The sequence below is a fragment of the Pseudomonas sp. JS3066 genome (assembly GCF_036328175.1).
GTDB lineage: Bacteria > Pseudomonadota > Gammaproteobacteria > Pseudomonadales > Pseudomonadaceae > Metapseudomonas.
In genome coordinates this window covers 1755869-1780573 of the sequence record NZ_CP143312.1, presented here as the reverse complement: position 1 = coordinate 1780573, position 24705 = coordinate 1755869, and the positions used below count along the sequence as shown (strand labels likewise).

At 62.0% G+C, this 24705-nt stretch carries 21 protein-coding genes; 7 read left to right on the top strand and 14 right to left on the bottom strand.

Annotated features, from left to right (window positions below; translation table 11 throughout):
* Positions 1-152 precede the first annotated feature (152 nt).
* Positions 153-680, top strand: coding sequence for a DUF2062 domain-containing protein (locus SA496_RS08305; protein WP_120651633.1), 528 nt, complete (start codon positions 153-155; stop codon positions 678-680).
* Positions 681-730: 50 nt separating this feature from the next.
* On the opposite strand, the gene SA496_RS08300 is transcribed toward SA496_RS08305, so the two are convergent.
* From SA496_RS08300 to SA496_RS08290, 3 genes are read right to left on the bottom strand one after another with little or no spacing between them, the layout of a single operon-like run.
* The gene (locus SA496_RS08300; protein ID WP_120651634.1) at positions 731-1975 is read right to left on the bottom strand and encodes a lipoprotein-releasing ABC transporter permease subunit; all 1245 of its coding nucleotides are present in this window, start codon (positions 1973-1975) and stop codon (positions 731-733) included.
* A 1-nt stretch (position 1976) separates the two neighbouring features.
* Complete coding sequence (lolD, locus tag SA496_RS08295; protein WP_120651635.1) at positions 1977-2660, bottom strand: lipoprotein-releasing ABC transporter ATP-binding protein LolD; 684 nt, start codon at positions 2658-2660, stop codon at positions 1977-1979.
* The gene (locus SA496_RS08290; protein WP_120651636.1) at positions 2653-3903 is read right to left on the bottom strand and encodes a lipoprotein-releasing ABC transporter permease subunit; all 1251 of its coding nucleotides are present in this window, start codon (positions 3901-3903) and stop codon (positions 2653-2655) included. The genes lolD and SA496_RS08290 overlap by 8 nt, the downstream gene beginning before the upstream one ends.
* 166 nt (positions 3904-4069) lie before the next feature.
* On the opposite strand from SA496_RS08290, the gene SA496_RS08285 reads away from it, so the two are divergent.
* Genes SA496_RS08285 through SA496_RS08275 form a run of 3 tightly spaced genes read left to right on the top strand, consistent with a single transcriptional unit; the run spans position 4070 to position 5679 of the window.
* Positions 4070-4654, top strand: coding sequence for a PilZ domain-containing protein (locus SA496_RS08285; protein ID WP_120651637.1), 585 nt, complete (start codon positions 4070-4072; stop codon positions 4652-4654).
* 9 nt (positions 4655-4663) lie between these two features.
* Positions 4664-4954, top strand: coding sequence for a phosphodiesterase (locus SA496_RS08280; RefSeq protein WP_330115261.1), 291 nt, complete (start codon positions 4664-4666; stop codon positions 4952-4954).
* Positions 4955-4956: 2 nt separating this feature from the next.
* A complete protein-coding gene (locus SA496_RS08275) occupies positions 4957-5679 on the top strand; it encodes a glycerophosphodiester phosphodiesterase (RefSeq protein WP_120651639.1) in 723 nt (240 codons plus the stop codon).
* A 328-nt stretch (positions 5680-6007) separates the two neighbouring features.
* On the opposite strand, the gene sthA is transcribed toward SA496_RS08275, so the two are convergent.
* The 11 genes from sthA to SA496_RS08220 form a co-directional block, all read right to left on the bottom strand.
* Complete coding sequence (sthA, locus tag SA496_RS08270) at positions 6008-7402, bottom strand: Si-specific NAD(P)(+) transhydrogenase (protein WP_120651640.1); 1395 nt, start codon at positions 7400-7402, stop codon at positions 6008-6010.
* A gap of 150 nt (positions 7403-7552) precedes the next feature.
* Positions 7553-7780: a (Na+)-NQR maturation NqrM gene (gene nqrM, locus SA496_RS08265; protein WP_120651641.1), complete on the bottom strand. Its 228-nt coding sequence runs from the start codon at positions 7778-7780 to the stop codon at positions 7553-7555.
* Positions 7781-7782: 2 nt separating this feature from the next.
* Positions 7783-8799 carry an FAD:protein FMN transferase gene (locus tag SA496_RS08260; RefSeq protein ID WP_330115260.1) on the bottom strand — a complete coding sequence of 339 codons (1017 nt, stop codon included), beginning with the start codon at positions 8797-8799 and terminating at the stop codon, positions 7783-7785.
* Positions 8783-10009, bottom strand: coding sequence for an NADH:ubiquinone reductase (Na(+)-transporting) subunit F (gene nqrF, locus SA496_RS08255; RefSeq protein ID WP_330115259.1), 1227 nt, complete (start codon positions 10007-10009; stop codon positions 8783-8785). The genes SA496_RS08260 and nqrF overlap by 17 nt, the downstream gene beginning before the upstream one ends.
* A 9-nt stretch (positions 10010-10018) precedes the next feature.
* Positions 10019-10627, bottom strand: coding sequence for an NADH:ubiquinone reductase (Na(+)-transporting) subunit E (gene nqrE, locus SA496_RS08250; RefSeq protein WP_069083249.1), 609 nt, complete (start codon positions 10625-10627; stop codon positions 10019-10021).
* A complete protein-coding gene (locus SA496_RS08245; RefSeq protein WP_174235579.1) occupies positions 10627-11301 on the bottom strand; it encodes an NADH:ubiquinone reductase (Na(+)-transporting) subunit D in 675 nt (224 codons plus the stop codon). Before SA496_RS08245 ends, nqrE begins: the two co-directional genes overlap by 1 nt.
* The gene (locus SA496_RS08240; RefSeq protein ID WP_120651644.1) at positions 11298-12086 is read right to left on the bottom strand and encodes a Na(+)-translocating NADH-quinone reductase subunit C; all 789 of its coding nucleotides are present in this window, start codon (positions 12084-12086) and stop codon (positions 11298-11300) included. The genes SA496_RS08245 and SA496_RS08240 overlap by 4 nt, the downstream gene beginning before the upstream one ends.
* The gene (locus SA496_RS08235) at positions 12079-13290 is read right to left on the bottom strand and encodes an NADH:ubiquinone reductase (Na(+)-transporting) subunit B (protein WP_120651645.1); all 1212 of its coding nucleotides are present in this window, start codon (positions 13288-13290) and stop codon (positions 12079-12081) included. Before SA496_RS08235 ends, SA496_RS08240 begins: the two co-directional genes overlap by 8 nt.
* 1 nt (position 13291) lies before the next feature.
* Positions 13292-14629 (bottom strand): Na(+)-translocating NADH-quinone reductase subunit A, encoded by a 1338-nt coding sequence (locus SA496_RS08230; protein WP_153921101.1) that lies wholly within the window; start codon positions 14627-14629, stop codon positions 13292-13294.
* A 323-nt stretch (positions 14630-14952) separates the two neighbouring features.
* Complete coding sequence (locus SA496_RS08225; RefSeq protein WP_120651647.1) at positions 14953-16350, bottom strand: amino acid permease; 1398 nt, start codon at positions 16348-16350, stop codon at positions 14953-14955.
* Between the two features lie 93 nt (positions 16351-16443).
* Positions 16444-17910 (bottom strand): glyceraldehyde-3-phosphate dehydrogenase, encoded by a 1467-nt coding sequence (locus SA496_RS08220; RefSeq protein WP_330115624.1) that lies wholly within the window; start codon positions 17908-17910, stop codon positions 16444-16446.
* A 135-nt stretch (positions 17911-18045) separates the two neighbouring features.
* Here SA496_RS08220 and mfd point away from each other — a divergent pair, with 135 nt between their 5' ends.
* Genes mfd through SA496_RS08205 form a run of 3 tightly spaced genes read left to right on the top strand, consistent with a single transcriptional unit; the run spans position 18046 to position 24679 of the window.
* Complete coding sequence (gene mfd, locus SA496_RS08215; RefSeq protein ID WP_330115258.1) at positions 18046-21486, top strand: transcription-repair coupling factor; 3441 nt, start codon at positions 18046-18048, stop codon at positions 21484-21486.
* A gap of 34 nt (positions 21487-21520) precedes the next feature.
* Positions 21521-22042: a CsiV family protein gene (locus SA496_RS08210; protein WP_330115257.1), complete on the top strand. Its 522-nt coding sequence runs from the start codon at positions 21521-21523 to the stop codon at positions 22040-22042.
* Positions 22043-22048: 6 nt separating this feature from the next.
* Positions 22049-24679: a DEAD/DEAH box helicase gene (locus tag SA496_RS08205; RefSeq protein WP_330115256.1), complete on the top strand. Its 2631-nt coding sequence runs from the start codon at positions 22049-22051 to the stop codon at positions 24677-24679.
* The last annotated feature ends 26 nt before the right edge of the window (positions 24680-24705 follow it).

Below are 24705 nucleotides of genomic sequence, written 5' to 3'. Positions count from 1 at the left end.
TGGGACGGAGACTGCGGCGACGTCCCCTACAGCCCTGCACGTCGCGATCCAGGCGGCGCAGTTCCGTTTAAACTTGCCGACACAAACTGACCCGGCGATGTCATTTCCGGGTGTGCATAATACCCGGCGCTTTCGTCGGCCAGAGACCGCCCATGCCGCGTCGTATATTCAAACGCTACATGCCGAACCCGGACACCATCAGGGAACACAAGTCCCTGCGTTTTCTCGGCACCCTGATTCACGACCCGAACCTCTGGCACCTCAATCGCCATTCGGTCGCCCGCGCCATGGCCATGGGCCTGTTCGCCGCGTTCATCCCCATTCCCATGCAGATGCTGCTGGCAGCCGGCCTGGCCATCATGGTCCGTGCGAACCTGCCGATCTCGGTGGGTCTCGTGTGGTTGACCAATCCCATCACAATGCCGCCGGTTTTCTACTGCACCTACAAGATGGGGGCGTGGATCATGCAGATCTCTCCGCGCGCCCTACCCGAGGAACTGACCTGGGAATGGATCACGCAGGAGCTTTCCTCGGTCTGGCAACCATTCCTCCTAGGATCGGTGGTCTGCGGCATCCTGATCGGCGCACTGGCCTACATGCTGACCATGCTTTATTGGCGCTGGTGGGTCGGGCACAGTTGGCGCAAACGCCAGAAGGCCCGGCGCGAAAACAGCCGCTAAAACGAAAACGCCGCATTGAATGCGGCGTTTTCTATTGCGGGGAGCGCCCCCTACTCGTAGCGCAAGGCCTCGGCTGGCTGGGTCTGGGCGGCACGCCAGGCGGGATAGAGGGTGGCCAGGAAGCTCAGGATCAGGGCCGCGCCACAGATCAGCAGAACATCCCCCAATTGCAGCTCAGACGGCAGGTAACTGACGAAGTAGACGTCTGAACTGAATATCTGCCGGCCACTGGCGCGCTCCAGCGCAGCGATCCACTGGCTGACGTTGAGCGCCGTGATGATGCCCAACACGGTGCCGATCAGCGTGCCGATGAAGCCGATCACGCTGCCCTGAACCATGAACACCGCCATGATCTGGCGCGGCGTCGCTCCCAGCGTGCGAAGGATGGCGATATCCGCACGCTTGTCGGCGACCACCATGATCAAGGTGGCGATGATGTTGAACGCAGCCACGGCCACAATCAGCAAAAGGAGCAGGCCGATCATGGTCTTCTCCATCTTCATGGCGCTGAACAGACTGCCCTGCGTATGGGTCCAGTCATCGGCGCGATAACCCTGCCCCAGCTCGGCGGCAATCTGTTTCGACACTTCAGGTGCGAGGAACAGGTCCTTCAGGGCAAGGCGCACACTTTGCACCTGCCCTTCCGGCAGACGCTGGATGGTGGAGGCATCGGCGATGTTGATCAGCGCCAGGGAGCTGTCCAGCTCGGCACCGACCTTGAATACACCCACCACATTGAGGCGCTGCATCCGCGGCGTAATACCGCCTGGTGCATTGCTGACTTCAGGGACGATCAGGGTCAGCTTGTCGCCGACATTGAGGCGGAAACGCCGCGCAGTAATTTCGCCGACCACGATGCCGGACTCGCCCGGCTTCAGGGCATCGAGATTCCCTTGCACCATGTGCTTGCCGATGATGGAAACCTTGGTCTCTTCCTGCGGGTCAACACCATTGATCTGCACCGGCTGCATCATTCCCTTGTAGGAAAGCATGCCCTCCAGCTCAGCGAAGGGCACCGCGCCCACGACCTCCGGGTGCTTCATTGCGGCGTCGGACACGCGGCGCCAGTCGGCCAGGGGCTGATCGGCACTCAGGGTAGCGTGTGACACCATGCCGAGGATGCGCGAGCGCATTTCCTTCTGGAATCCGTTCATCACCGAGAGCACTACGATCATGGCCAGCACGCCCAGTGCCAGACCGATCATCGACGTGAGCGAGATGAAGGAAATGAAGTGGTTACGGCGCTTGGCGCGCGTATAGCGCGTGCCGATAAAGATCGGGAGAGGTCTGAACATCTCAGGCAGCCACCAGTCGGCCTTCTTCAAGGCGCAGCACCCGATCCATCTGGCGGGCAAGCTGCAGGTCGTGGGTCACCACCAGGAAGGCGGTCTGCGAGGAGCGGCTCAGTTCCAGCATCAGCTCCTGGATGCCATGCGCAGTGTGCTGGTCGAGGTTGCCGGTGGGCTCGTCGAGCAGCACCAGACCTGGGTTGTTGACCAGGGCGCGGGCAATGGCCACCCGCTGGCGCTCACCACCGGAAAGCTCGGCCGGCTTGTGCGACAGGCGATGGCCCAGTCCAACGCGCTCCAGCAGCGCGGTGGCACGCTGGCGCGCCTCGGCGATTGCAGTACGACCGATCAGCAACGGCATGCAGACGTTCTCCAGCGCAGTGAACTCTGGCAGCAGATGGTGGAACTGGTAGACGAACCCCAGAGCGCGATTGCGCAGCAGGCCGCGGGCAGTTTCACTGAGCGCGGACAATTCCTCGCCGGCCAACCAGACGCTGCCCTTGCTCGGGGTATCCAGTCCACCCAGCATGTTCAGCAGCGTGCTCTTGCCGGAGCCGGAGCTACCCACGATGGCCACCCGCTCTCCCGGATGCAGTTCCAGCTGGACGCCAGACAGCACCTCGACGGACTGCGGGCCCTCGTCGTAGCTCTTGCCCAGGTTGCGGCAACTCAGGACAGCCTTGTTACTCATAGCGCAAAGCCTCTGCTGGCTGGGTGCGCGCGGCACGCCAGGCGGGATAAAGGGTGGCGAGGAAACTCAGGACCAGCGCAGCCGAGCAGACCAGCACCACGTCCTCGGCCATCAGTTGGGATGGCAGATAATCGATGAAATAGACATCGGCACTGAGGAACTTGTGTCCCAGCAGGCGCTCCAGCAGGCCGATGGCATCGCTCACGTTCAATGCCGCGAGAATGCCCAGCACGCCGCCAATAAGCGTGCCGACAACACCGATCACGGTGCCCTGGACCATGAAGATGCCCATGATCTGCCTGGGTGTGGCACCCAATGTCCGGAGAATGGCAATGTCACCGCGCTTGTCAGTCACCACCATCACCAGGGTTGAAATGATATTGAAGGCAGCGACAGCCACAATCAGCAGCAACAGCAGGCCGATCATGGCCTTTTCCATCTTGATCGCCTGGTAGAGGTTGCCGTGCGTACGGGTCCAGTCACGGGCATAGAAATCTTCGCCCTTCAATTCGCCCGCGATCTGCCACGCCACTTGCGGCGCCTGGAACAGGTCATCGAGTTTCAGGCGCAGCCCCTGAACCTGGTCCGGCTGCCAACGCTTGAGGCGGGCGACATCGGACAGGTTGGCAATGGCCAGGAAGCCATCCAGCTCACCCGCGCCAACGTGGAAGATGCCGACCACGGTGAAGCGCTTCATCCGCGGGAAGACCCCCGCCGGGGTCACGGCAACTTCCGGGAGCACGAAAGTGACCTTGTCGCCCATACCGACGCCAAGCTTGCTGGCCGCACGATCGCCAATGACGATGCCGAACTCGCCCGGTTTCAGGGCACCGAGGCTGCCCTCCCGGAAGAAGTTGCCGATGATGGAAACCTTGGGTTCTTCCTGCGGGTCCACGGCGTTGACCAGCACCTTCTGTACCTTGCCGTCGGCAGTCAGCAGGCCCTGGACCTGGGTGTAAGGCGCAACGGCCTTCACTTCGGAATGCCGGGCCACGCCTTCTGCCAGCTTGCGCCAATCATTGATCGGCACCGCGGACTCCACGGTGGCGTGGGGCACCATGCCCAGCACACGGGTTCGCATTTCATAGTCGAAGCCGTTCATGACCGACAGCACCAGGATCATTACCAGCACACCGAGTGCCAGGCCGATCATGGAGGTCAGGGAAATGAAGGAGACGAAGTAGTTGCGGCGCTTGGCGCGCGTGTAGCGTGCGCCTATGTACAGGGACAGCGGTCTGAACATGGAAGTGGAGTTCGCTGGCGAAAGAAGGGACGTCCTTGTGGCGGGGCTTGGCGAGCAGCGTTTACACTCAAATTCTGTTCGTGGTCTGTCGCGGCGCTCCGGGCGACGCAAACGGACTTGCAAAACGGAACAGCTCTTCGACCACCACCGCTGCCATGGGTTCGCCATGTCGACACGAGACGCGGATGACCGCCGCGAATACTACCGCATCGAAGATTCGATCGCACTGGAATTTCGCCCGCTGAAACAGGGCGAAACAGCTGATGAAAGCGGCGCGGACAGCGGCTCTCAACTGTTCGGACTGCTTAGCGAATTGCATCTGATGGACTTCGAATCGCAGCACTTGCTGCGGCATATCCATGAGCGCGATCGAACCCTGGCGAATTACCTCAAGGTCATCAACAAGCGAATTGACCTGCTTGGCCAGGCCCTTGCGCAGAGCCTGTTGCGCGACATCGGCCCAGCACGCCAGGTGACCCTGTCAGAAGGCGGCCTTGGCTTCACCAGCGACCAGCCCATCGAAACCGGCACCCACCTGGCGATCAAGATGGTGCTGATGCCCCAGGCCCTTGGCCTCTTGCTGAATGCCACGGTCATCCACAACCAGCCCCGCGATGACGGCCAGTTCGATATCGGCACCGAGTTCGATGACCTTACCGACGCCCAGCGCCAGCTGCTGGCGCGCCACATACTTCAGAAACAGGCCCAGCAGCGACGCCAGGCCCGCGAACGTTCCTCTCCTTCCACCTGAGACCCGCGCATGAAGCGTACCGGACTGCTGCTGACCTGCCTCCTCCTCGCACTGCCCGTTAGCGCGGAAACCATCGAGATTCCTGTCGGAGAGCAAGGCGACCTGGGCCTCTCGCTGCCTGTGCGCGGTGAGAGCCAGGGCGCGGTACTGGAGCGCTTCGGCCTTCCTGACGAAGAACACCCCGCAGTAGGCAAGCCACCGATCAGTCGCTGGGACTACCGCGAATTCTCGGTTTATTTCGAAAGCGGACGAGTCATCGACAGCGTTCGACACCATCAACCCAGAGCACCAAGGGAATAAACGTGACCCTGATCTACGGCCATCGAGGCGCAAAGGGCGAATGCCCGGAAAACACCCTGGCCAGCTTCAAGCAATGCCTGTCACACGGCGTGAAGCGTTGCGAGCTGGACCTGCACCTGTCCCGAGACGGCGAGCTGATGGTGATCCACGACCCCAGCCTGAAGCGCACCACCGGCCGTCGGGGCAAAGTGGCGGAGCATGACGCCGAAGAGCTGGAAGGTTATGACGCCCGCCTGGGCGGACCAGGCTGGCACCAGCCCTGCCCCATCCCGCGCCTGGCGAGCCTGTTCGAGCACTGTGATTTCGATCATTGGCAACTGGAAGTGAAGAGCGCTTCGCGGGTTCGCGCCGCGCGGACCGTGCTGGCAATCCAGGAGCTGGCTGAGCGTCACGGACTGGTGGACAAGGTGACGGTCACTTCCAGCTCCCGCGAGGTTCTGCGCGCCCTCAACCGACTGACGCCAAAGCTGTCTCGCGGGCTCGTGGCGGAGTACGCCTGGCTCGACCCGCTGAAGGTGGCCAAGCACCACGGCTGCAACCTGCTGGCCCTGAACTGGACGCTTTGTACCCCGGAGCGTCTGCTGAAAGCCCAGAAGGAAGGTCTGCACGTTTCGGTCTGGACCGTGAACGAACCAGCGCTGATGCGCCGCCTCGCCGACTTCGGCGTGGACAGCATCATCACCGACTTCCCAGGCCTGGCAAGCACCTCCATTGGGATACGCTGAAGCCGCCCGGCTGCAGCGAGTTCATTCGCGATTGAAATGACTATGCCGACAAGTTTGTCGGGTACGCCGCGCGCACCAGCGGCACCTGGACCACGACTGTCGCTCCACTGAGGCCGAACCGGTGCGCATGGCGCACCCTACAGCAGGCGTGCCACGGTTGAATGGTTCTTCAAGCTCAGGCAGTCCCCCATGAAAAAACCGGCCATAAAGGCCGGTTTTTTCGTTTAGGCGTCACCTGATCAGAAGCTCTCCCGGTTCGGCCAGCGCCATAGGTGCGTATCGCCGAGAGGGTCCTCCCCGGCCGGCTCAGGCGCCCGGCCGGTGCCGCTCAAAAAAGCCGGTTAAGGCCGTCGAACGCAGCCACCCGATAGGCTTCGGCCATGGTCGGGTAGTTGAAGGTAGTGTTGATGAAGTACTTGATGGAGTTGGCTTCACCCTTCTGGTTCATGATCGCCTGGCCAATGTGGACGATCTCGGAGGCCTGGTAGCCGAAGCAGTGGACGCCGAGGATTTCCAGGGTCTCGCGGTGGAACAGGATTTTCAGCATGCCCACCGGCTCGTGGGAAATCTGCGCACGCGCCATGCCCTTGAAGAAAGCCTTGCCCACTTCGTAGGGGATCTTCGCCTGGGTGAGTTCGCGCTCGTTCTTGCCGATCGAGCTGATCTCCGGAATGGTGTAGATGCCGGTCGGTACGTCATCGACGAAGCGCCAGCTGTCATTTTCAACGGCGCTGCCGGCGGCCGAGCGGCCCTGATCCGCGGCAGCACTTGCCAGGCTTGGCCAGCCGATCACATCACCGGCAGCGAAGATGTTGCTGACTTCAGTACGGTAGTACTGGTCAACGTTGATCTGGCCACGACTATTGACCTTGATCCCGATGTTCTCCAGGCCCAGCTTGTCGGTGTTGCCGGTACGACCGTTGCACCACAGCAGGCAGTCGGCCTTGATCTTCTTGCCGGACTTGAGGTGCAGGATCACCCCGTTCTCCAATCCTTCGATGCGCTCGTACTCTTCGTTGTGGCGAATCAGCACATTGTTGTTGCGCAGGTGGTAGCTGAGGGCGTCGGAGATTTCGTCGTCAAGGAAGCTGAGCAGCTGGTCGCGGTTGTCGATCAGGTCCACCAGCACACCCAGGCCGCTGAAGATCGAGGCGTACTCGGAACCGATCACGCCGGCTCCGTAGATGATGATTCGACGCGGCGTGTGGGTCAGGCTGAGGATGGTATCGCTGTCGTAGATGCGCGGGTGGTTGAAGTCGACATCCGCCGGACGATAAGGGCGCGAGCCGGTGGCGATGATGACCTGCTTGGCCACCAGCTTTTCCACCACACCACTGGCGCAGACCACTTCCACGGTCTGCTCGTCATGGAAGCTGGCAGTACCGAAGAATACGTCGACGCGGTTGCGCGCATAGAAGCCGGTGCGCGAGGCGACCTGCTTGGAAATAACCCGCTCGGCACTCTTCAGCACGTCGGGGAAGGAGAACCAGCGCGGCTCACCAATCTGGCGGAACAGCGGGTTGGTGTTGTACTGCATGATCTGCCGAACGGAATGACGTAGCGCCTTGGACGGAATCGTGCCCAAGTGGGTGCAGTTGCCGCCAACCAGCGGGCGGTTGTCTACCACCGCTACCTTGCGCCCTGCCTTGGCGGCGTTCATCGCCGCACCTTCCCCCGCCGGGCCCGAACCCAGCACCACTACGTCGTAGTTGTAGACAGCCATGCTTACTCCTCATAACGGGCCGGGGCGCCCTTTGGCGCCCCCGGCAAGGTCCGCGGCAGTCGCCACCGCGGAAATCGGAACCTGTTTCGGCGATCCTGGAAGGGACCCTGAACTGGCGTGCAGCTTAGTCCAGGCGCCTGGCGCTGCACATTAGCGCTTGGTCGCGTCGTAGGCGAGGTTTGAATCCACTACATCGCCCTCGCGGCGCACTTCCTCACATTTCTCGCGATTGCCGCCACAGATCGAGCACTCCTTCTCGATGCCCAGGTTGGCGATTCCACCACAGGAACCGGCGATGGGCTTGCGACCCATGATCACGCCGACGGCCATGCCCAGCACCACCAGCAGCATGATCAGGAACACCAGCACGAAGGTCATCTTCACTTCTCCTCTTGCTCGAGCAGCTCGCGGAAGCGGCTGCTGCCATGGCTGACGAAGCCCTGTCCTTCACGGATCACGAAGAAGGCGGCGATGCCATGGCGTTCAGCATAGGCCTCCCCCGCCTTCGGCCCCAGTACCAGCAGCAAGGTGGACAACCCGTCCGCCCTCAGCGCCGACTCATCCACCACGGTTACCGCCGCCAGGTTGTGGCTGATCGGCGCCCCCGTTGCCGGATCCAGAGTGTGGGAGTAACGCTTGCCGCCCTTCTCAAAATAGTTGCGATAGTCGCCCGAGGTGGAAACGCCGACCCCATCGAGCTGGATGATCTTCTGCGCTACCTGCCGATCATCCCGCGGTGCTTCGATGGCGATGCGCCAGGGCGAGCCATCGGGTTTGCGGCCGAAGGCCTTCAACTCGCCCGTGATTTCCACCAGCGCACTGCCGACACCCAGCTCACCCAAATGTGTCACCACGCGATCAACCGCATAGCCAGCGGCGATGCTGTTGAAGTCCAGTTGCACCGGTGCGTCCTTGCACAGCTCCTGACCACGAATCGACAGGTGCTGATGACCGACATTGGCCTTCGCGGCAGCAATGGCTACGGCACTGGGTACCTGCTCGCCACGTGACTGAGGGCCGAACCCCCAGAGGTTGAGCAGCGGCTCCACCGTCATGTCGAAGGCGCCATTGCTGTCCTTTGACAGGTCGCCGGCGAAAGACACCAGCTCCAGCATCGGGGCAGGCAGTGCCATGCAGCTGCCTGCCGGCAAGGCGTTGAAACGCTCCACTTCGGAGTCGGCGCGGTAGGTGGACATCTGCAGGTCGATTTCCTTCAGGATGCCTTCCACCTCGTGGCGGACCCGCTCGACCGAAGGGCCGGAAGCGTTGCGCACGTACTTCACCGAGTAGCTGCTGCCCATGGTGGGGCCGCTGAACTGCTCCAGGCTATCGCCACACCCGGCCAGCAGGAGACTGGCCGAGAACATCAGCGCGATCGGCCTAGCCACCGAAATCATCCAGCAGGATATTGTCCCGCTCCACGCCGAGGTCGGTGAGCATCTTGATCACCGCAGCGTTCATCATCGGCGGGCCACACATGTAGAACTCGCAATCCTCGGGGGCCGGGTGGTCCTTGAGGTAGTTCTCATAAAGGACGTTGTGGATGAAGCCCTTCAGCCCACTCCAGTTGTCCTCCGGCTGCGGGTCGGACAGCGCCAGGTGCCACTGGAAGTTCGGATTCTCGGCGGCCAATTGGTCGTATTCCTCGGTATAGAAGGCTTCGCGCAGGGAACGCGCGCCATACCAGAAGCTGATCTTGCGCTTTGAACCCAGGCGTTTGAGCTGGTCGAAAATGTGCGAGCGCATGGGCGCCATGCCCGCACCACCACCGATGAAGACCATTTCCGCTTCGCTGTTTTTGGCGAAGAACTCGCCGAAGGGGCCATAAACGGTAACCTTGTCGCCTGGCTTGAGACTGAAGACCCAGGAAGACATCTGCCCAGGCGGCAAGTGATCCTTGCCTGGCGGGGGCGAGGCGATACGGATGTTGAATTTGACGATGCCCTTCTCATCCGGGTAGTTGGCCATGGAGTAGGCGCGGATCACCGTCTCCTCGACTCTGGATACGTACTTCCACTGGTTGAACTTGTCCCAGTCGCCCCGGTATTCGGGCTGAATATCGAAGTCCTTGTAGGCCACCTGGTGTGGCGGGCATTCCAGCTGTACGTAACCACCAGCGCGGAAGTCCACGCTCTCGCCTTCCGGCAGGCGCAGCGTCAGCTCCTTGATGAAGGTAGCCACGTTGGGGTTGGACTCCACCGTGCACTCCCACTTCTTCACACCGAAGACTTCTTCCGGCACCTCGATATGCATGTCCTGTTTCACCGGGGTCTGGCAGGACAGGCGCCAGCCTTCCTTTGCTTGGCGGCGGGTGAAGTGGGACTCCTCGGTGGGCAGCATTTCCCCACCGCCGCTCTCGACGACGCACTTGCACTGGGCACAAGTACCGCCGCCGCCACACGCGGAAGACAAAAAGACGTTATGGGATGCCAGGGTCTGCAGCAGCTTGCCGCCGGCGGGCACAGTGATGGTCCGCTCGCCGTTGATCACGATATTCACGTCGCCGCTGGACACCAGCTTGGCGCGGGCCGCCAGAATGATCACCACCAGCCCGAGGACGATGGCGGTGAACATGCCGATGGCGAGGAAGATTTCGAAACTCAGCATGTCCGTTCCTTAGAGCTGCACACCGGAAAACGACATGAAGCCGAGCGACATCAAGCCGATGGTGATGAAGGTGATGCCGAGGCCCTGCAGGCCCTCGGGGACATCACTGTATTTCAGCTTCTCGCGGATACCCGCCAGCAAGGCGATAGCCAAGGCCCAGGAGAAGCCGGAACCGACGCCGTAGACCACGCTCTCGCCCAGGTTGTAATCACGCTCCACCATGAACAGCGAGCCGGCCATGATGGCGCAGTTCACCGTGATCAGCGGCAGGAACACACCGAGGGCGTTGTAGAGCGAGGGCACATATTTGTCGAGCAGCATCTCGAGGATCTGCACGATGGCGGCGATCACGCCGATGTAGCTGAGCAGGCCAAGGAATGACAGGTCCACGTCCGGTAGACCTGCCCAGGCCAGGGCACCATCCTTGAGCAGCAGACTGTAAAGCAGGTTGTTGGCCGGCACGGTGATGGCCTGCACCACGATCACCGCGATACCCAGGCCAATAGCGGTTTCCACTTTCTTCGAAATGGCGATGAAAGTGCACATGCCAAGGAAGAAGGCCAGCGCCATGTTCTCGACGAACACGGCCTTCACGAACAGGCTGAGGTAGTGCTCCATCAGTAGGCCTCCTTGTTGGATACCTGGGGCGCGATCCTGTAGGACGGAGCCTCCTTCTGCTCGGTCTTCCAGCTACGCAGCGCCCAGATGATCAAGCCGATCAGGAAGAAGGCTGAGGGTGGCAACAGCAGCAGGCCATTGGGCTGGTACCAACCACCGTCGTTGATCACCGGCAGGACCTCGTAGCCCAGCAGCTTGCCGGCGCCAAGCAATTCGCGAATGACACCGAGGACGATCAGCATGGCGCTGTAGCCCAGGCCGTTGCCAATGCCATCGAAGAAGGACAGCAGTGGCGGATTGGCCATGGCAAACGCTTCCGCGCGGCCCATCACGATGCAGTTGGTGATGATCAGGCCGACGAACACCGACAGCTGCTTGGAGAGGCTGAAGGCGTAGGCCTTGAGCACCTGGTCGACCACGATCACCAGCGAGGCGATGATCACCATCTGCACGATCATGCGGATCGAGCTGGGGATCTGGCTGCGGATCATCGAGATGAACAGGTTGGAGAAGCCGGTCACCAGGGTCAGGGCGATGGACATCACCAGCGCGGTCTTCAGGTTGGAAGTGACCGCCAGCGCCGAGCAGATCCCCAGTATCTGCAAGCCGATGGGGTTGTTGTGCAGGATCGGGTCCAGCAGGACCGACCGGATAGTGGGTTGCGCCATGCTCATGCCTCCCCGTCGCTCAGCCTGGCCAGGAACGGACCAAAGCCGTTCTTGCCAAGCCAGAAATGCAGCAGATTGTTGACGCCCTTGCTGGTCAGCGTGGCGCCGGCCAGGCCGTCGACCTGATGTCGGGCGTTCGGCGACTGCGCGTCGACACTGCCCTTGATGATCTGGACAGCCAGTTGGCCCTGTTCGTCGAACAGGCTCTTGCCATTCCACAGCGCCTTCCATTTCGGGTTGTCCACTTCGCCACCCAGACCCGGGGTCTCGCCATGCTGGTAGAAACCCAGGCCGACCACGGTATCGAGGTCACCCTTGAGCGCCAGGAAGCCGTACAGGGTCGACCAGAGGCCGTAGCCACGCACGGGCAGGATCAGGGTCTGCAACTTGCCATCCTGCTCCACCAGGTAAACGGTGGAGAAACGCTCGCGACGCTTGATAGAGGCGGTGTCCTGCTCAGCCGACAGTGCATCGGACAGCTTCGGATCCTTGGCGGCCTTCAGCGGGTCGAACCCGGCGGCCTGGATATCGGCGGCATAGTCACCACTGTTCAAGTCAACAACCTTGGCGGAGATGCGCTCGGCGTAGAGCTTCTTGACCTCATCGGCAGACATGCCCGGCTGCGCCAGACCCGCGATGGTCAGAATGCTGCGCTGTTTGTCCAACTCGCGGTTTTCCACCTGGATGGGCTTAAGCGCGATGGCGCCACCTGCCACGAACACGGAACACACCAGGCAGACCACCAGGGCCACCATCAGGGTGCGGACAGTGGATTCCTTCTGGTTAGCCATTGCGTGCCAGCCTCCGCTTGATATTGGCCTGGACCACGAAGTGGTCGATCAGGGGCGCGAACAGGTTGGCGAAGAGAATCGCCAGCATCATGCCCTCCGGGAAGGCCGGGTTGACCACACGGATCAGCACCACCATCAGGCCGATCAGTGCACCGAACAGCCATTTGCCGGTGTTGGTCATGGAGGCAGACACCGGGTCGGTGGCCATGAACATCATGCCGAAGGCGAATCCACCCAGAACCAGATGCCAGTACCAGGGCATGGCGAACATTGGATTGGTGTCCGAGCCGATGGCGTTGAACAGCCAACTGGTGGCGATCATGCCCAGCATCACACCAGCAACGATTCGCCAAGCCGCGATGCGGGTCACCAGCAACACGCCGCCACCGATCAGGATGGCCAGGGTGCTGGTTTCACCGATGGAGCCCTGGATGGTGCCGAGGAAGGCGTCCATCCAGCTGATGCCATGGCCGACGATATTGTCGACGCCGCCCGCGGCACCGAGGCTCAGCGAAGTGGCGCCGGCGAATCCGTCCACAGCGGTCCAGACCGCGTCACCGGAAATCTGTGCCGGGTAGGCGAAGAACAGGAAGGCGCGGCCTGCCAGAGCCGGGTTTAGGAAGTTCTTTCCGGTACCGCCGAAGACCTCCTTGCCCAGCACGACGCCGAAGCTGATACCCAGCGCGACCTGCCAAAGTGGAATGCTTGGCGGCAGGGTCAGGGCAAAGAGCACGGAGGTGACGAAGAAACCTTCGTTCACCTCATGGCGACGGATCGAGGCGAACAGGACTTCCCAGAAGCCGCCGACAATGAAGGTCACGGCGTAGATGGGCAGGAACCAGGCGGCCCCCTGGACGAAGTTGTCCCACAGGCTGTTCGGGTCGAACCCGGCCAGGGCTCCGATCAACGCGAAGCGCAAGCCCTCCTGGGCCGCCAGTAGGTCTGGGCTTTGCGCGAACACCAGGTTGGCCTGGTAGCCGACGTTCCACATGCCGAAGAACATCGCCGGGAAGGTGCAGAGCCAGACGGTGATCATCATGCGTTTCAGGTCGATGCCGTCGCGCACATGGGCGGTGGTTCGGGTCACATTGGCGGGGCGATAGAAGAAGGTGTCTACCGCCTCGTACAGTGCGTACCACTTTTCATAGCGACCACCCTGCTCAAAGTTGTGCTCGATCCGATCGAGGAATTTACGCAGGCCCATGTCAGCCCTCCTTCTCAATACGGCTGAGGTTGTCCCGCAGGATGGGGCCGTATTCATACTTGCCGGCGCAGACGTAGCTGCATAGGGCCAGGTCTTCTTCATCCAACTCCAGGCAACCGAGTTTCTGCGCCATTTCGGTGTCACCGACGATCAGGTAGCGCAGAAGCTGCGTGGGCAGGATGTCCAGGGGCATCACCGCCTCGTAGTTGCCCACCGGCACCATGGCGCGCGGACTGCCGTTGGTAGAGGTGCTGAATGCGAACTTGCGACTGCCCAGCAGTCTGGAAACGAAGATGTTCAGCACCGAATGCTTGTTCATCCCGGCACGCAGGTAGTGCAATAGCTCGCGGTCGTTACCTTCGCGCAGACAGGAAACTTGCAGGTGGTAACGACCGAGATAGGCGCAAGCACCACGGGATGTGCGGCCACCCAGCAGGGAGCCGGAAACCACGCGGTTAGCACCGGATTGCAGCTCGCCAGCGGTGAGCTCATCCAGGCTGGCCCCCAGACGTGTTCGCACCAGACGCGGTTTCTCCACCACAGGGCCGGCAAGCGAAATCACGCGTTCAACCCAGAGGCGGCCGGTGGTGAACAGTTTGCCGATGGCAATCACGTCCTGATAACCGATGTGCCAGACGCTCTTGCTCACACTGACCGGATCGAGGAAGTGGATATGGGTTCCTGGCAGCCCGGCGGGGTGCGGGCCGGCAAACGACTCACGATGAACCTTGGCCAGGCCTTCACCCGGCAGTGCAGCGCCTTCTGCCTTGCAGAGAAAGATGCGGGCCAACCTGGAGAGGACTTTCAGGCCGTGCTCGAAGTCCGCGGCATGCCCGGCGATCACGACAGCAGGATCGGCGGCCAAGGGATGGGTATCCATGGCGGTGACGAAGATGGAACTGGGCGTGGCATCGATAGCTGGCACGCGGCTGAAGGGCCGAGTACGAAAGGCGGTCCAGAGACCGGAGGTAACCAGGTTATGACGCACTTGCTGTGGGTCGAGCTGGTCGAGCCTTTCGGCGGAATAATGCTCGAAACAAACCTCGTCATCGCCGTCGAGATCGATCACCACCGATTGCAGCACGCGCTGTTCGCCACGGTGGATGGCGCTCACTAGGCCGGCACCTGGCGCGGTATAGGTCACGCCGGGTGTTTTCTTGTCGGAGAACAGCGGCTGGCCGAGCTTGACCCGGTCCCCCACCTGAACATCCATGGTCGGCTTCATGCCGTGGTAATCGAAGCCGATGACGGCAACGCTCCGAACCGGGCGCCCAGCCTCGATTCGTTGAGCCGGCTCACCCGCCACTGGCAGGTCCAGCCCTCGCTTGATTCTGATCATAGGTTTCGCCTGAAACAGGAATTCTGCTCGAAATGCCTTGGCTCGATAGCCCGATAGAACACCGTCGCACCTGCCTGAGCAGGTACGGACGCACTACATCCCGAACGATTAAGCAGCGGATTATAGAGAGCCAGCCCTACCGTCGCCACTTGAGCCCTTTCATTTCATAGACTTAGGAAACAACGAGCAACAGGTCGTCCACTACTGAATCGTGGGTCATCTCATTCGCACTGGACATTGCCGTAACGCACGCCCCCCATCGGCGCGTGGATACAATGAAAAACGGGAGCCGTTGGCTCCCGTTCTTCGTTCCGCATTCCGCATCAGTGGGCGACAGCACGCTCGGCGGTGCGCTTGAAGTAGTAGCAAACGCCGATCAGCGCCAGCCAGAACGGAATGGCGTAGACCGAGACATTGATACCCGGAATCATCAGCATCACACCGAGGATCAGCGCCACGAAGGCCAGGCACATGTAGTTGCCTACCGGATACCAGAGTGCCTTGAAGAACGGCTGAATACCCTGCGACTGCAGAGACTTGCGGAACTTCAGGTGCGACAGGCTGATCATCGCCCAGTTGATCACCAGCGCCGCCACTACCAGAGCCATCAGCAGCTCCAGCGCCTTTTGCGGCGCCAGGTAGTTGACCACCACACAAAGAAGCGTGATCAAGGCGGAAACCCCGATGGCCAGCACCGGCACCCCACGGTCGTCCACCTTCATCAGCGCCTTGGGCGCATCGCCTTGCTCCGCCAGGCCGTAGAGCATCCGGCTGTTGCAGTAGACGCCACTGTTATAGACCGAGAGCGCAGCGGTCAGTACCACGAAGTTGAGGATGTGTGCTGCAGTATCGCTGCCGATCAACGAGAAGATCTGCACGAAGGGGCTACCGCTATACGGATCGCCAGCGGCGCCCAGGGTTTCCAGCAGCTTGTCCCACGGATAGAGCATCAACAGCACGCTGAGCGCGCCGATGTAGAAGATCAGGATGCGATAGATCACCTGATTGATGGCCTTGGGAATCACCTTCTTCGGCTCGCTGGCCTCGGCGGCGGTAATACCCACCAGCTCCAGGCCACCAAAGGAGAACATGATGATGGCCAACACCATCACCAGACCTTCGATTCCGTTGGGGAAGAAACCGCCATGGCTCCAGAGATTGTCCACCGCGGCCTGGGGCCCGCCTTCTCCGCTGACCAGCAGGTAGATACCCAGGATGATCATGCCGATGATGGCCACCACCTTGATCAGGGCGAACCAGAACTCCGCCTCGCCGAATACCTTCACGTTGGCGAGGTTGATCAGGTTGATCAGTACGAAGAACACCGCGGCCGACACCCAGGTCGGTACTTCCGGCCACCAGAACTGGATGTACTTGCCCACCGCCGTTAGTTCGGCCATGCCCACCAGGACATAGAGCACCCAGTAGTTCCAGCCGGCGAGAAACCCCGCGTACCCCCCCCAGTACTTGTGGGCGAAGTGACTGAAGGAACCCGCAACCGGCTCCTCGACGATCATCTCGCCCAGCTGGCGCATGATCAGGAAAGCGAAGAATCCGGCAATGGCATAGCCGAGAATCATCGACGGCCCCGCCGACTTGAGCACCCCGGCCGACCCCAGGAACAGGCCGGTTCCGATAGCTCCGCCCAGCGCGATAAGCTGGATGTGGCGGTTTTTCAGGCCCCTTTTGAGCGGCCCTTGGTGAAGGTGATGTCCTTCCATCTGGGTAATCCCCAAGCGATTCTTGTTATCCGATTACAGACCCAATAATGAAAAACGGGAGCCCGAGAGCTCCCGTTTTTCATTTTCAAACGCTTAGCGCGGGAAAGACGGCAGGTTGACTCCGGCCATGTCTTCCATCACGCGAACCACCTGGCAGCTGTAACCGAATTCGTTGTCGTACCAGACGTACAGGACAACGCGGTTGTCATTGCAGATGGTGGCCTCGGCGTCTACCACACCGGCGTGGCGGGAGCCGACGAAGTCGGTGGAGACCACTTCCTGGGAAGCGACGAAGTCGATCTGCTTCTGCAGGTCCGAGTGCATGGCCATCTGGCGCAGGTACTCGTTGATCTCTTCGCGGTTGGTGGCCTTTTCCAGGTTCAGGTTCAGGATGGCCATGGAGACGTTCGGCGTCGGGACGCGGATCGCGTTACCGGTCAGCTTGCCCTTCAGAACCGGCAGAGCCTTGGCGGCAGCGGTAGCGGCGCCGGTCTCGGTGATCACCATGTTCAGCGGCGCGGCACGGCCACGACGGCTGCCCTTGTGGAAGTTGTCGATCAGGTTCTGGTCGTTGGTGAACGAGTGAACGGTTTCGACGTGGCCGTTGACGATGCCGTACTGGTCGTTCACTGCCTTCAGCACCGGCACGATGGCGTTGGTGGTGCAGGAAGCGGCCGAAACGATCTTGTCGTCAGCGGTGATGTCGCCATGGTTGATGCCGTGGACGATGTTCTTCAGCGCACCCTTGCCCGGAGCGGTCAGGATCACGCGGTCGACGCCGGGGCACTTCAGGTGCTGGCCCAGGCCTTCGGCGTCGCGCCACTTGCCGGTGTTGTCGACCAGCAGGGCGTTCTTGATGCCGTACTGGGTGTAGTCGATCGACGCCGGGTCGTTGGAGTAGATCACCTGGATCAGGTTGCCGTTGGCGGTGATGGTGTTGTTGGCCTCATCGATGGTGATGGTGCCGTCGAACGGGCCATGCACGGAGTCGCGGCGCAGCAGGCTGGCACGCTTTACCAGGTCGTTCTCGGCGCCCTTGCGGACAACGATGGCGCGCAGGCGCAGGCCGTCGCCACCACCGGTCTTCTCGATCAGGATGCGGGCCAGCAGGCGACCAATGCGGCCGAAGCCGTACAGGACAACGTCGGTGCCTTCGCGGGCGCCGCCATTCTGCTTGCCAACCACATCGGCCAGCTCGTCCTTGGTGAACTGCTCGATACTGCGGCCTTTGCCTTCAGCCTTGAACTTGGCAACCATCTTGCCCAGGTCCACGGAAGCGCTGCCCAGCTTGAGCTCGCTCATGGCCTTGAGGATCGGGAAGGTTTCGTGAACCGACAGCTCAGCTTCCCCCGCCAGGCGGTGACGGGCAAAGCGGTGAGCCTTGAGAATGGCAATCACGGAGCGGTTGATCAGGCCACGGCCATAGATCGAAGTCACAACATTGTTGTTGCGATACAGCTGGCCAATCATCGGAATCATGGCTTCCGCGAGGGCTTCACGATCGATCCATTCACCGAGACACTGGTCGGGCTTCTGAGTCACGGGCAGTACCTTCCACATGTAGGGGATGAAAAAAGGGGCTACATTATGACGGCGCACGCAGGCGCCGGCAATCAGCAGCGGCCCCAACACTGACATCCGCTAGTCGGGATAGTTACAATCCGCCGATCTTTTTCCGACCGGAGCCTCTTGCCCGTGTCCGTATTGCGCCTCCCGCCCCTCCCCTCCGCCGCTGGCAAGCAGCACTGGGGCAATCTGCCCGGTGCCGCACTGAGCCTGGCCATCGCCGAAGCCGCCAGCGCCGGTAAGCGATTCACCCTGCTGCTGACCGCTGACAGCCAAACGGCCGAGCGACTTGAGCAGGAACTGGGTTTTTTCGCCCCGGACCTCGATGTCCTGCATTTCCCCGATTGGGAAACGCTGCCCTACGACCTTTTCTCGCCGCACCAGGACATCATTTCCCAGCGTGTCGATACGCTTTATCGGCTGCCCGGGGTCAAGCGCGGCGTACTGGTGGTCCCCATCACCACGGCCCTGCACCGTCTGGCGCCAACTCGTTTCCTGCTCGGCTCCAGCCTGGTACTGGATGTCGGCCAGAAACTGGATGTGGAACAGATGCGTCTGCGCCTGGAAGCGGCCGGCTATCGCTGCGTGGACACAGTCTACGAGCATGGCGAGTTCGCCGTGCGTGGCGCGCTGATCGACCTGTTCCCCATGGGCAGCGACCTGCCCTACCGGATCGACCTGTTCGATGACGAGATCGAAACCCTGCGCACTTTCGATCCGGAAACCCAGCGTTCGGTGGACAAGGTGGAGTCCATCCGCCTACTGCCGGCGCGCGAGTTCCCGCTGGACAAGAAGGCGGTCACTGACTTCCGCGGCCGCTTCCGCGAGCGTTTCGACGTCGACTTCCGCCGTTGCCCGATCTATCAGGATCTGGCCAGCGGTATTACCCCCGCGGGGATCGAGTACTACCTGCCGCTGTTTTTCGAAGAGACCGCAACCCTCTTCGATTACCTGCCAGCGGACACTCAGGTGTTCTCCCTGCCAGGTATCGAGCAGGCGGCCGAGCAGTTCTGGAGCGACGTACGCAACCGCTACGAAGAACGCCGTGTCGACCCGGAACGCCCTCTGGTACCGCCCGCCGAAGTGTTTCTGCCGGTGGAAGACTGCTTCGCCCGCCTGAAGGGTTCGCCCCGCCTGATCCTGAGCCAGGAGGACGTCGAGCCCGGCGTCGGCCGCGAGCGCTTCTCCGCTCGCGCCTTGCCCGACCTGGCGATCCAGGCCAAGGCCACCGAACCCCTGGCAGCCTTGCGCCGCTTCATCGACGAATTCCCCGGCAGAGTGCTGTTCAGTGCTGAATCTGCTGGTCGCCGCGAAGTACTGCTGGAGATGCTCGCACGCCTGAAACTGCGCCCGCTGGAAGTCGAGGGGTGGCCGGAATTCGTCGCCAGCTCCGAGCGCTTGGCCATCACCATCGCACCACTGGATGAAGGTCTGCTGCTGGACGACCCGGGCCTTGCACTGATCGCCGAGAGCCCGCTGTTTGGCCAGCGCGTGATGCAGCGCCGCCGTCGCGAACGTCGCGGCGATGCCGGCGACAACGTGATCAAGAACCTGGCCGAGCTGCGCGAAGGCGCTCCCGTCGTGCATATCGATCACGGCGTGGGCCGCTACCTGGGGCTGATCACCCTCGAGATCGACGGCCAGGTTGCCGAGTTCCTCGCCCTGCAATACGCCGAGGAAGCCAAGCTCTACGTCCCGGTCGCCAGCCTGCACCTGATCGCCCGCTACACCGGCAGCGACGATGCCCTTGCGCCCCTGCACAGACTAGGCTCCGAAGCCTGGCAGAAGGCCAAGCGCAAGGCCGCCGAGCAGGTGCGCGACGTTGCCGCCGAACTGCTGGACATCTACGCACGTCGCGCCGCCCGCGAAGGCTATGCGTTCAAGGACCCGACGGTGGACTACGCCACCTTCTCCGCCGGCTTCCCCTTCGAAGAAACCCCGGACCAGCAGTCCGCCATCGAGGCCGTGCTGACCGACATGCTGGCTCCCAAGCCCATGGACCGCCTGGTTTGCGGCGACGTCGGCTTCGGCAAGACCGAAGTGGCCATGCGCGCGGCCTTCGTCGCCGTCCACAGCGGCAAGCAGGTTGCGGTGCTGGTGCCCACTACCCTTCTCGCCCAGCAGCACTACAACAGCTTCCGCGACCGCTTCGCCGACTGGCCGGTGACCGTGGAAGTGATGAGCCGCTTCAAGTCCGCCAAGGAAGTGGAAGGCGCGGCGCAGCAGCTGGCCGAAGGCAAGATCGACATCATCATCGGCACCCACAAGCTGCTGCAGGACGATGTGCGCTTCAAGAACCTGGGCCTGGCGATCATCGACGAGGAACACCGCTTCGGCGTGCGCCAGAAGGAACAGCTGAAGTCCCTGCGTAGCGAAGTCGACATTCTCACCCTCACCGCCACGCCCATCCCGCGTACCCTGAACATGGCTGTCGCGGGCATGCGCGACCTGTCGATCATCGCCACGCCGCCGGCACGCCGCCTGTCGGTACGCACCTTCGTCATGGAGCGACAGAACACCGCCATCAAGGAAGCCCTGCTTCGCGAGCTGCTACGCGGTGGTCAGGTCTACTATCTGCACAACGAGGTGGCGACCATCGAAAAATGCGCCGCCGAGCTGGCTGAACTGGTACCGGAGGCTCGCATTGCAGTCGGTCACGGCCAGATGCGCGAGCGCGAGCTCGAGCAGGTGATGAGCGACTTCTACCACAAGCGTTTCAACGTACTGGTGGCCTCCACCATCATCGAAACCGGTATCGACGTACCCAGTGCCAATACCATCGTCATCGAGCGCGCCGACAAGTTTGGCCTGGCCCAGCTGCACCAGCTGCGCGGGCGGGTCGGCCGTAGCCACCACCAGGCATACGCCTACCTGCTGACGCCGCCGCGCAAGCAGATGACGCCGGACGCCGAGAAGCGCCTGGAGGCCATCTCGAACGCCCAGGACCTGGGTGCCGGTTTCGTCCTCGCGACTCACGACCTGGAAATCCGTGGCGCCGGCGAACTCCTTGGCGACGGCCAGAGCGGACAGATCCAGGCGGTCGGTTTCACCCTCTACATGGAAATGCTCGAACGTGCGGTGAAGGCGATCCGCAAGGGTGAGCAGCCGAACCTGGAGCAACCTCTGGGCGGCGGACCGGAAATCAACCTGCGCGTGCCGGCGCTTATCCCCGAGGATTACCTGCCGGACGTGCATGCTCGTCTGATTCTCTACAAGCGCATCGCCTCGGCGGCCGACGAAGATGGCCTGAAGGAGTTGCAGGTGGAGATGATCGACCGCTTCGGCCTGCTGCCTGAACCGACCAAGCACCTGGTGCGCCTGACCCTACTCAAGCTGCAGGCGGAAAAGCTCGGCATCAAGAAAGTCGATGCAGGCCCGCAAGGTGGCCGCATCGAGTTCGACGCCACCACCAGCGTCGACCCGCTGGTGCTGATCAAGCTGATCCAGGGCCAACCCAAGCGCTACAAGTTCGAAGGCGCCACCCTGTTCAAGTTCCAGGTGCCAATGGAGCGCCCGGAAGAACGCTTCAACACCCTTGAAGCCCTGTTCGAACGCCTGACCCCGCAGTAGTCTGCGGAATGATTGCCCCTATAAGGAACAACCCATGCGTGCCATCCGTAACTTCGCCCTGCTGCTCGCCCTTCTGGCCCCGGCAGCCTTCGCTGACGGCCTCTATTCGGTGGAGATGATCATCTTCCGCCAGGCCGGCGACCCCATCCCCGCCAGCCAGCCGGCTCCGGACGATTGGGCGACAGGCAGCCAGTCCATCTCCGGCAGCGAGCGCGGCACCGCACTGGATGGTGAAGCAGCCAAGCTGAACCCCAACGCCGGCTACGAGGTCCTGCTGCACAAGGCATGGTCACAGAACCTGTCGGCCATGGAGAACAAGGTCTCGGTCACTTCCGGCGAGCAACAGCTGGGGCATTTCCCAGTCGAAGGCACGCTGGCCCTAACCCTCGATCGCAGCGTCGATGCTCAGGCCGACTTCTGGATCAACCAGTTCGACAGTAGCGGCCTCATCAGCAGCAGCGAGCGCCTGCGCCAGGGCACCCGCCTGAAGAATGGTGAGCTCACCTACCTCGACCACGGCAACCTGGGCATCCTGATCCGCATCAGCCCCCTCTAAGGCGCCATGAGTGCCCTGCTCGACCAACTGAGGCAACTGGACTGGCGCCTGGATTTCGATCCAGGCGCTCTTTCCCGTGGTCTCAGATACGCAACGGAAAACCGCATCCGTCTACTCAGCCTCAGCGACAAGGCCATCGAAACCAGCTGTGAAGGGTCCGAAGGTCACTTCTATACCCAGCTGATCCGCCTAGCCCCCCAGGGACTGGGCATCGTCGGCCGTTGCAGCTGTCCAGTGGGCTTCAACTGCAAGCACTGCGTTGCCGCCATAAGCCATCTGCTCACCCAGCCCGCGTCCGGCTGGCAAGCCAATACTCCGCCCAGCGAACGCCTGATCGATGACCTCCAACCCGTTCCGCACCTGATCCTCGGGAGCCATGCGCAGAGCCAGTACGACCTGCGCAGCGGGCGCATGGTCGGCAGCCAGCAGCACCGCGCCGGACTGGTGTTCGATTACGGCGGCGCCCACACCCATGGCAAGACGGCGAAACCGGAGCGCTTGCATCACCGCACCAATGGCGAACGCCTTTCCATCTCACGCCACCCGAAAGCCGAGCAGGCCTTGCGGGATGTTCTACGCCAGCACGGTTTCAAGGAAGCCCTGCGGCAGAGCCTGGCGCTGCCCGCCAACAGCGCCGAGATGTTCGAGCTACCCAGCGATGAGCAATGGCTGCATTTCATGCGCGAGCAATTGCCGGCTCTTCGCGAGCAGGGCTGGCATATCGATATTCGTCCCGGCTTCCAGTTCGACCTGTCCCAAGTCGAGGGCTGGTACGCCGAAGTGGAAGAAGCGCCCGGCCGTGAATGGTTCGACCTGGAACTGGGCATTGTCGTCGAAGGCCGCAGAATCAGCCTGCTTCCGGTACTGTTGCGCCTGATTCAGCGCAATCCCGAGCTGCTCGACCCGCAGAACCTCCAGCGCCGCAAGGACGACGAACAACTACGCCTGCAACTGGATGCCACCCGCGCGGCGGATGGGCGCCCCTTGCAGGTTATGCTGCCTTTCTCTCGACTAAAGCCCGTTCTGACAACGCTGGGCGAGCTCTACCAACGCGACCAGGACCCGTCCCAGACCCTGCGCCTGGCACGCCCCGACGCTGCGCGCCTGAGCCAGCTCGAAGGGCTGGACCTGCACTGGCAGGGCGGTGAAGAACTTCGAGATCTGGCGCGCAAACTACGCGACAGCAGCAAGGCCGCCTGCAGCCCGCCAAAGGGCCTGAATGCCGAACTGCGCCACTACCAACTCGAAGGTCTGGCCTGGCTGCAAACCCTGCGAGAAGTCGGAGCCGGCGGCATCCTCGGTGACGACATGGGTCTGGGCAAGACTCTGCAGACCCTCGCCCATCTTCTGCTGGAAAAGGAAGCCGGCCGCCTCGACCGCCCGGCCCTGGTGGTAATGCCCACCAGCCTGATCCCCAACTGGCTGGACGAGGCTGCACGCTTTGCGCCGGACCTGCGCGTCCTCGCCTTGCATGGCCCCAGTCGAAAGAAAGCCTTCGCGCGGATGGCCGAGCATGACTTGTTGCTGACCACTTACGCCCTTCTCCCGCGGGATCTGGAACAGTTCGCTGAACTGCAGTTGCACGCCCTGATCCTCGACGAAGCGCAGTACATCAAGAACCACGCCAGCAAAGCAGCCCAAGCGGCACGCCAACTGCAAGCCCACCAGCGCCTGTGCCTTACCGGCACGCCACTGGAAAATCACCTGGGCGAACTCTGGTCGCTGTTCCACTTCCTGATGCCCGGCTGGCTGGGCGACAGCCAGGGCTTCCTACGCAACTACCGGACGCCCATCGAGAAACACGGCGACGCCACCCGTCTGGCACACCTCAATGCCCGCCTCAAGCCTTTCCTGTTGCGCCGCAGCAAGGAAGCCGTGGCCACCGAACTGCCGGCCAAGAGCGAGATCACCCAGTGGGTCGAACTCAGCGACCGCCAACGCGACCTCTATGAAACAGTGCGCCTGGCCATGGATCACAAGGTCCGCGACGAGATCGACCGCAAGGGCCTGGCCCGCAGCCAGATCGTTATCCTCGAGGCCCTGCTGAAGCTGCGCCAGGTGTGCTGCGACGCGCGACTGATTGAGGAAAGTGGCACTCGCTCGCGAGGCAGCAGCTCGGGCAAGCTGGATAGCCTGATGGAAATGCTCGAAGAACTGATCGCCGAAGGCCGCAAGGTGCTGCTGTTCTCGCAGTTCACCAGCATGCTGTCGCTGATCGAGGATGAGTTGCGCAAACGCGCGATCGAGTATGTGCAGATCACCGGCGACACCCGTGATCGCCGGACGCCCGTACAACGCTTCCAGAACGGTGAAGTGCCGCTGTTCCTGATCAGTCTGAAAGCTGGCGGAACTGGCCTTAACCTCACTGCCGCCGACACGGTTATCCACTACGATCCGTGGTGGAACCCGGCGGTGGAGCGCCAGGCGACAGACCGCGCCTATCGCATTGGCCAGGACAAGCCGGTGTTTGTCTATCGGATGATTTCGCGCGGGACCGTGGAGGAGAAGATCCAGCAACTGCAAGCGCAGAAGGCAGCGCTCGCAAGAGGGATTCTCGACGGCCGCGAGAAGGATGGCTGGCGATTGGCGGAAGAGGACATCGACGCCCTCTTCGCCCCCCTGCCCCGAATTGTCTGAACCGGAGCACCGCAGCAGGCATCACA